Source organism: Corynebacterium sp. LK33, assembly GCF_014334955.1.
Classification (GTDB): Bacteria; Actinomycetota; Actinomycetes; order Mycobacteriales; family Mycobacteriaceae; genus Corynebacterium; species Corynebacterium jeikeium_D.
The window spans coordinates 228823-235303 of record NZ_PDGU01000007.1 but is presented as its reverse complement, the minus strand read 5'-3'; the positions used below and the strand labels follow the sequence as shown (position 1 = coordinate 235303).

General features: G+C 57.5%; 6 protein-coding genes. 3 read left to right on the top strand and 3 right to left on the bottom strand.

The features are described from left to right. Positions 1–295 precede the first annotated feature (295 nt). Complete coding sequence (locus CRD20_RS01955; protein WP_069359231.1) at positions 296–733, top strand: hypothetical protein; 438 nt, start codon at positions 296–298, stop codon at positions 731–733. 183 nt (positions 734–916) lie between these two features. Here CRD20_RS01955 and CRD20_RS01950 read toward each other — a convergent pair whose 3' ends face one another. The 3 genes from CRD20_RS01950 to CRD20_RS01940 all read right to left on the bottom strand — a co-directional run bounded on the left by CRD20_RS01950 (position 917) and on the right by CRD20_RS01940 (position 4075). Continuing rightward, positions 917–2437, bottom strand: a complete 1521-nt coding sequence (locus tag CRD20_RS01950) for an aldehyde dehydrogenase family protein (RefSeq protein ID WP_187404746.1) — start codon at positions 2435–2437, stop codon at positions 917–919. Between the two features lie 121 nt (positions 2438–2558). Continuing rightward, the gene (locus CRD20_RS01945) at positions 2559–3284 is read right to left on the bottom strand and encodes a response regulator transcription factor (RefSeq protein WP_038626003.1); all 726 of its coding nucleotides are present in this window, start codon (positions 3282–3284) and stop codon (positions 2559–2561) included. After that, positions 3281–4075 (bottom strand): sensor histidine kinase, encoded by a 795-nt coding sequence (locus CRD20_RS01940; protein ID WP_151011479.1) that lies wholly within the window; start codon positions 4073–4075, stop codon positions 3281–3283. Before CRD20_RS01940 ends, CRD20_RS01945 begins: the two co-directional genes overlap by 4 nt. Positions 4076–4201: 126 nt before the next feature. On the opposite strand from CRD20_RS01940, the gene CRD20_RS01935 reads away from it, so the two are divergent. Then, positions 4202–4918 (top strand): ABC transporter ATP-binding protein, encoded by a 717-nt coding sequence (locus CRD20_RS01935; RefSeq protein ID WP_083310559.1) that lies wholly within the window; start codon positions 4202–4204, stop codon positions 4916–4918. Then, positions 4915–6351 (top strand): FtsX-like permease family protein, encoded by a 1437-nt coding sequence (locus tag CRD20_RS01930; RefSeq protein ID WP_187404745.1) that lies wholly within the window; start codon positions 4915–4917, stop codon positions 6349–6351. Before CRD20_RS01935 ends, CRD20_RS01930 begins: the two co-directional genes overlap by 4 nt. Positions 6352–6481 lie beyond the last annotated feature (130 nt).

Genomic DNA, 6481 nt, shown 5'->3' with positions numbered 1-6481 from the left:
GTAGGTAAAGAAAAGCGTGTCTGGTCGGTGCGTCGCCGGTGGGCACCTTTCGCCACTTACCCCAGTGCGAGTTACTGACTGCGTTTATGTCAAAAATGGCTCGAAAAATGGCCTGAAAGTGTCATAAACTCACACAGTTTCACATTTGCAGCCCATAATTTTTCGGGGTTGTCAGTTTTGCTACTTAACCCACTCTATGGTCGGGGGATTTTTGCTCTTGCGGGCGTGACTCGATTCTCCACTGAGGAGGGGAGATCCAGCATTTTTGGAGGTCATCTCACGTAACCTGGGACGCATGAGGCTCGACAGTATAACTCGCCCCTTGCTGGCGTCCTTTTTCGCCGCGGTCGCGTGGAGTGTTTTAGGTGGGCTAATCTTGCCGGAGCCCAACCTCGCCTACGACGAAGGAATTGCGTCGTGGATTGTGTCCATGCTGGTCTCAGTAATGCTGGTCGGAGCAATAGCCGTTTTCGCCGGTGATGGGTCGTTGGCTCGGGGGATGACCAGCGCGCGGAGCATTGTCGCAGCAGCTACCGGCGCAGGAATTGCCGCGCTTGGCGATCTGGCATTCCTATTTCTCACCACGCCGCTCGATGGCCAGGACGGCATGGTCGTCGCCTATGTTGTGTTCTTTTACATCCCGCTACTATTTCTCGGCGGATGGGCCGCCAGTGCCGCGATTAATCGGATGCGTAGGTGGTACCGGCAAGTGAAGAAAGAAAGAGAGGCCTAGCTGGCGGCCGTGAGTTAGGCCTCTAACTTTGGAGTCGCCAGCGCCTGGTGCGTCAGGTTAAGGCCGACCATCGTAACCTGCCAGGCGCGGAGGGCGTTTTTTTGGGGGTAGAGGCGATTGTCGACACCTTCATCGGACGTGAATCGGAATCGACAGATCGCCTAACCCCAAGGGGTCGGATTCTTAGAACAGGCCAGTCGGGTTCTCGTCGTAAGAGACGAGCATGCACTTGGTCTCCTGGTAGTGCTCGAGCATCATCAAGTGATTCTCGCGGCCGATACCGGACTGCTTGTAACCGCCGAAGGCTGCGTGAGCAGGGTAGCTGTGGTAGTTATTCACCCATACGCGGCCAGCCTGGATACCGCGGGCAGCGCGGTAGGCGTTGTTCTGGTTGCGGCTCCACACGCCGGCGCCAAGACCGTAGATAGTGTCGTTGGCAATCTCGAGAGCCTCGTCCAGAGTCTTGAAGGTTGTCACGGCCAGGACCGGGCCGAAGATCTCCTCACGGAAGAAACGCATCGAGTTGTTGCCTTTAAAGATGGTCGGCTCGACGTAGTAGCCTCCCTCCAGCCCTTCGAGCTTGGCGACGTTGCCGCCGGTGAGAACCTCCGCGCCCTCCGTCGGCCCGGACTCCAAGTATCCGGAGATTTTGTCCAGCTGCTCCTGGGACGCCTGGGCACCCATCTGTACCGACGTATCCAGCGGGTTGCCGGTCTTAATCTGCTTGACGCGCTCGACCGCGAGCTTCAGGAACTCATCAGCGATGTCTTCGTGGACCAGGGCTCGCGACGGGCAGGTGCAGACCTCGCCCTGGTTCAGCGCGAACATGGCCAGGCCCTCGATGCACTTCTCACGGAACGCGTCGTCGGCATCCATGACGTCGGGGAAGAAGATGGATGGGGACTTGCCGCCGAGCTCCAGCGTGATTGGAATAATCTTGTCGGACACTGCCTTGTTGATTACCTGGCCAACGGCAGTCGATCCGGTGAACGCAATCTTGGAGATTCGGTCGCTTGCGGTCAGCGCAGCACCGGCTTCGGTGCCGAGGCCATTGACGATGTTGAGGACGCCGTCCGGAAGTAGATCGGCGATGATCTCGGTGAGCATGAGAATCGACGCGGGGGTCTGCTCTGCAGGCTTGAGCACGATGCAGTTGCCGGCGGCGAGGGCCGGGGCGATCTTCCATGCGGCCATCAGGAGGGGGAAGTTCCACGGGATGATCTGGCCGACGACGCCGAGTGGCTCGTGGAAGTGGTAGGCGACCGTGTTGTCGTCGATCTGCGAGATGCGCCCCTCCTGCGTGCGGGTGGCGCCGGCGAAGTAGCGGAAGTGGTCGATTGCGAGCGGGATGTCAGCGGCGAGGGTCTCGCGGATGGCCTTGCCGTTCTCCCAGGTCTCGGCGACGGCAATCTTCTCAAGGTTTTCCTCTATACGGTCCGCGATGCGGTGGAGGATCAGCGCCCGCTCGGCCGCAGGAACCGAGGCCCAGGAGTCCTTCGCTTTGTGTGCGGCGTCGAGGGCGAGCTCAATGTCTTTCTCGTTAGACCGCGGAACCCGGCAGAAAACCTCGCCCGTAACCGGGGTGGAGTTGTCCATGTATTGCCCGTCTACTGGAGGTGTCCACTTACCGCCGATGAAATTCTCGTACTGCTCCTTGTACGTGAAGATCGCATCGGGGGTGCCGGGGTTGGCGTAAACAGTCATGTAGACACGTCCTTTCGATAGGGAAACAACAAGCGTATGTGCCAACTTTAAATTGTGACTCGTGCCACAATCAACACTTATTTTTTCATCGACTTTGTGAGAGATGCGATTGCTGCCGACCCTAAATCTGCCCCGATGTCGCCGTGAGAAATTCCAAAATTGCCCGCACGCGGCGGTTTTCCTCACCGGGCTCCAGATGCAGCTTCATAAAAATGTTGGACACGTGTTTCGCCACTGCCGCCCCGGAAAGCACGAGGTCGTCGGCAATCTGCTTATTGGACTTGCCGCGTGCCATCAGCTCGAGCACTTCGCGCTCGCGCGCCGTTAAACTGGCTAGCCCCGATTTACCGGACTGCATCAATGCCGTCGCTACATCTGGGTCAATCACCACGCCACCACCGGCGACGACTTCGAGCGAACCCAAGAAGTCCAACACCTGGCCAACGCGGTCTTTGAGCAGATATCCAGTCCCGCCACTCGAGCTGCTGCCACTCGAGCCAACCCCAGTACCAACCCCAGCACTACCCCCAGCACCGCCCGGCGAGAACAACTCACGCGCATACGCCGGCGCCACATACTGCGACAGCACCATCACATTCAGCTGCGGATAGCGCTCGCGCAACTCGACCGCCGCCCGCAGGCCGTCATCGCTCATCTTTGGAGGCATGCGCACATCGGTTATCACCAGATCTGGCAGCTCGCCCGTGTCATCAAAACGGTCATCGATGTCCGCCACCAGGCCGTGGGCAGTGTCGACCATCGCAATCACTTCATGTCCACGCTTTTCGACGAGCCCCGCGACCCCCTCCCGCAGGAGTGCCGAGTCATCCGCAATGACAATTTTCATTTCTTCTCCGCACCTTTCATTTCCACGTTTTCCATTTCCATGCCTTCCATTTCTCCAATGCCCGATTCCCAGCGGTTCAACATCAAAGGAATTCTGGCTATTACCTGCGTTGGCCCACCTTCGGGAGAGTGCATGGTCATTGCACCGTCGAAAGTGGCTAGACGCTCTTTCATGCCCCGCAATCCACGTCCCAATTTTGCCCCGCCTGGGCCTTGGTCCGTAATTGAAATATTCAGTGTTTGATCTGAGGTGAGCAGCACAGAAACAGGAGCATTCGGCGCATATTTCGCCGCATTAGTCAGCACTTCTGCACAGAAAAAATACGCCGCGGCGAGCACACTTTCTTCCAATTCCGGCAGGGGATAGGGAGTGTGCACAACAACGTGAGGGCCGTACCCTTCAGCAATCTCTTCCACAGCCGCTTGCAGACCGCGATCACGCAACACCTGCGGGTGAATTCCGTGGACTGTTCGCCGCAAAGCGCGTAATCCATCCTCCAAATGGCCGCGAGTTTCCGCGAGGAGCTGCATTAGTTCCTCATTGCCAGTATTGGATGCCTCCAATTCTGCAAGTCCCAATTTCATTGAAGCCGCAACAATGTATTGCTGAGCTCCGTCGTGGAGGTCATTTTCAATGCGGCGACGTTCAATCTCGAAGGCTTCGGCAATTGTTCGTCGTGAAGCGGTAAGTTCGGCGATGCGAGCGGCGGCGGATTCCTCGTAGCTGCGTTTATGCGCTTTTTCGCGGCGGTTCGCGCCGATATATTTGCGGAAATAATCCTTCAGCTCCATAGTTTCCTATGGTACGAAAGCTCTGTCTGCGGAGGAATTAATTTCCGGCATAGTAGACCTAGCACTACCGCAAAAGGAAAGTGGGCACGGTGTTGAAATCGCCTCCGTGCGAGTGAAATGAGTGCCATGACAGACAACAACAGCCCAAGAAACGCACGACTTTGTATTCGTGACATCACTAAGTCCTACAATTCCGCTCCCGTTCTCACCGGCATTTCGCTGACCATTGAGCCCGGCGAAACGGTTGCAGTCATGGGACCGTCAGGTTCTGGTAAGTCCACGCTGCTGCACTGCATGTCCGGCGTTTTGCTACCGGACGACGGCGACGTCATCTTCGGTGACACAAAGATCAGTTCGCTTTCCGACGCCGACCGCTCCGCCCTCCGCCTGCACGACTTCGGCTTCGTTTTCCAAGATGGCCAGCTCCTTCCCGAGCTGACTGCCAGGGAAAACGTTGCTCTGCCAATGATTCTGCAGGGCAAGAAGCGCTCGAAGTCACTCGCGCTTGCCGACGATGTCCTCAACCGCCTGGGGCTCAAGGACCTCACGCGCCGTCGCCCAGGACAGATGTCCGGCGGTCAAGCACAACGTGTGGCAATTGCCCGCGCGATGGCCGGCGAGCCAGGTGTCATCTTCGCCGATGAGCCGACTGGCGCGCTGGACCAGTCCACAGGCCATGAGGTCATGCAGCAGCTCACCGCGTTGGTGGAGCAGACTGGCACGACATTGGTGATGGTCACGCACGATGTGAAGGTGGCCGACTGGTGTCGTCGACGTGTGGAGATCCGCGATGGCCTGATTCACGACGACCGCATGCTGGCAGGAGCGGAGGTTACAAAGTGAGCACCGTAACTGAAGCACCAAAACCCCAGAGAATTCGTACCGGCGCACTAGCGGACTTGAGCACGCGGCTGCAGCGCGCCGGGCGTGAATCGCATTCGGGAAACGGCTGGTTGTCCGCACTGTCCGTGGTAGCTATGACCGTGAGTACCTGGTTGGCGTTGGTCGTCGTCGGTGGCACGGCGATGTTTTACCGCCGTTGGCAGGCTGAGCCACAGTTGCCGCCGAACCCAACGCCCGAGGATTACATGAATCAAGGTCAGGGCGAGATGTACCTGCAGCTGGCCCTCGTGGCCTGTGTTTTTGTGATTCCGGCAATGGTTTCGCTCGTGGCACAGTCGGCGGTGCTTGGCGCTGCAGGACGTGAGCAGCGGTTGGCAACTCTGCGCTTGATTGGTCTGTCTAACGGGGCAGTTACGCGCATGGTGATTATCGAGACCCTTGTATTGGCAGCTGTTGGGCTTGTGGTGGGCACGTTGTTGTCGGTGGCCACTGCGCCATTCTGGGCGATAATCAAGTTCGACAATGACTACCTGGATACCTGGGACATGTTGCTGCCCTGGTGGGGCTACCCGCTGGTCTGGGTTGCCGTGGTAATCCTCGCGCTCTATGCGGCTGTGGTTGGTTTGCGAAGGGTGATGATTTCACCACTCGGCGTTAGCCGTAAAGAAGTGCCCAAGTCGATGAAGGCGTGGCGCATGATTGTGGCCGTTGTCATCGGTGCGGGTGTCCTGTACGTGGTTGCCAACTCCAATATCGCGGGTGGGACCGTCACGGCCACGCTTGGTGTCGCAGCGATGATGTACCTGATGGTCTGGGCAATTGGCCTGGTGGCGCCTTTCTTTATCCAGCTTGTTGCCCGCATCTCCAGCTTCTTCGGTACTTCAAGTGATTTTGTGGCGACGCGACGAGTAGCGACTAACGCTAAGGAATCGTGGCGTCGAGTAAGTTCCATGGCCTTCCTGTCTCTGCTGCTTGGCTACACAATGATGGTGCCTGGCGAAGACAAGATTGAAGAGGTTGCAGATGTCACATTCGCGCACGATATTGCAACCGGTGTGACTATCACTTTCGTAATCGGTTTCATTCTGCTGCTGGTGTCAACGCTTCTGACTCAGGCCTCAGCCGTCTATGAAGAGGCATCGCTGACAAAGGCGCTGGACTTCATCGGGACGCCAATCAACTTCCACCGCACGGTCACTTTCAAGCAGACATTCTTTCCCATGCTTGCGACCAGTATCTTCGGCTTTGTCATGGGTGCGCTGTTGGGAGCCACCATGTTCGGACCGATTGCGAACGAAATCACGTTTGGTCAACGCTCCCTTGTTGTTGCGCTGGCGTATCTCGTGGGAGTTGTATCAGTTGGCGCTGTGACCTTGGCGGTTGATCCGCTTCGCCACAAGTTGCTGGGTCGCCAAATCCGTCACAACGACTAGTCACCATTGCAACGACTAGTCGCCATTAAAAGGGCAGTGGAGTGGCCGGGCAGTGGTGCTCGGTGCTCGGCCAGTTCCTTAGGGTTCAACTTGAGGATTAGAGCCTGTAACCAACTGTGGTTCATCTGAT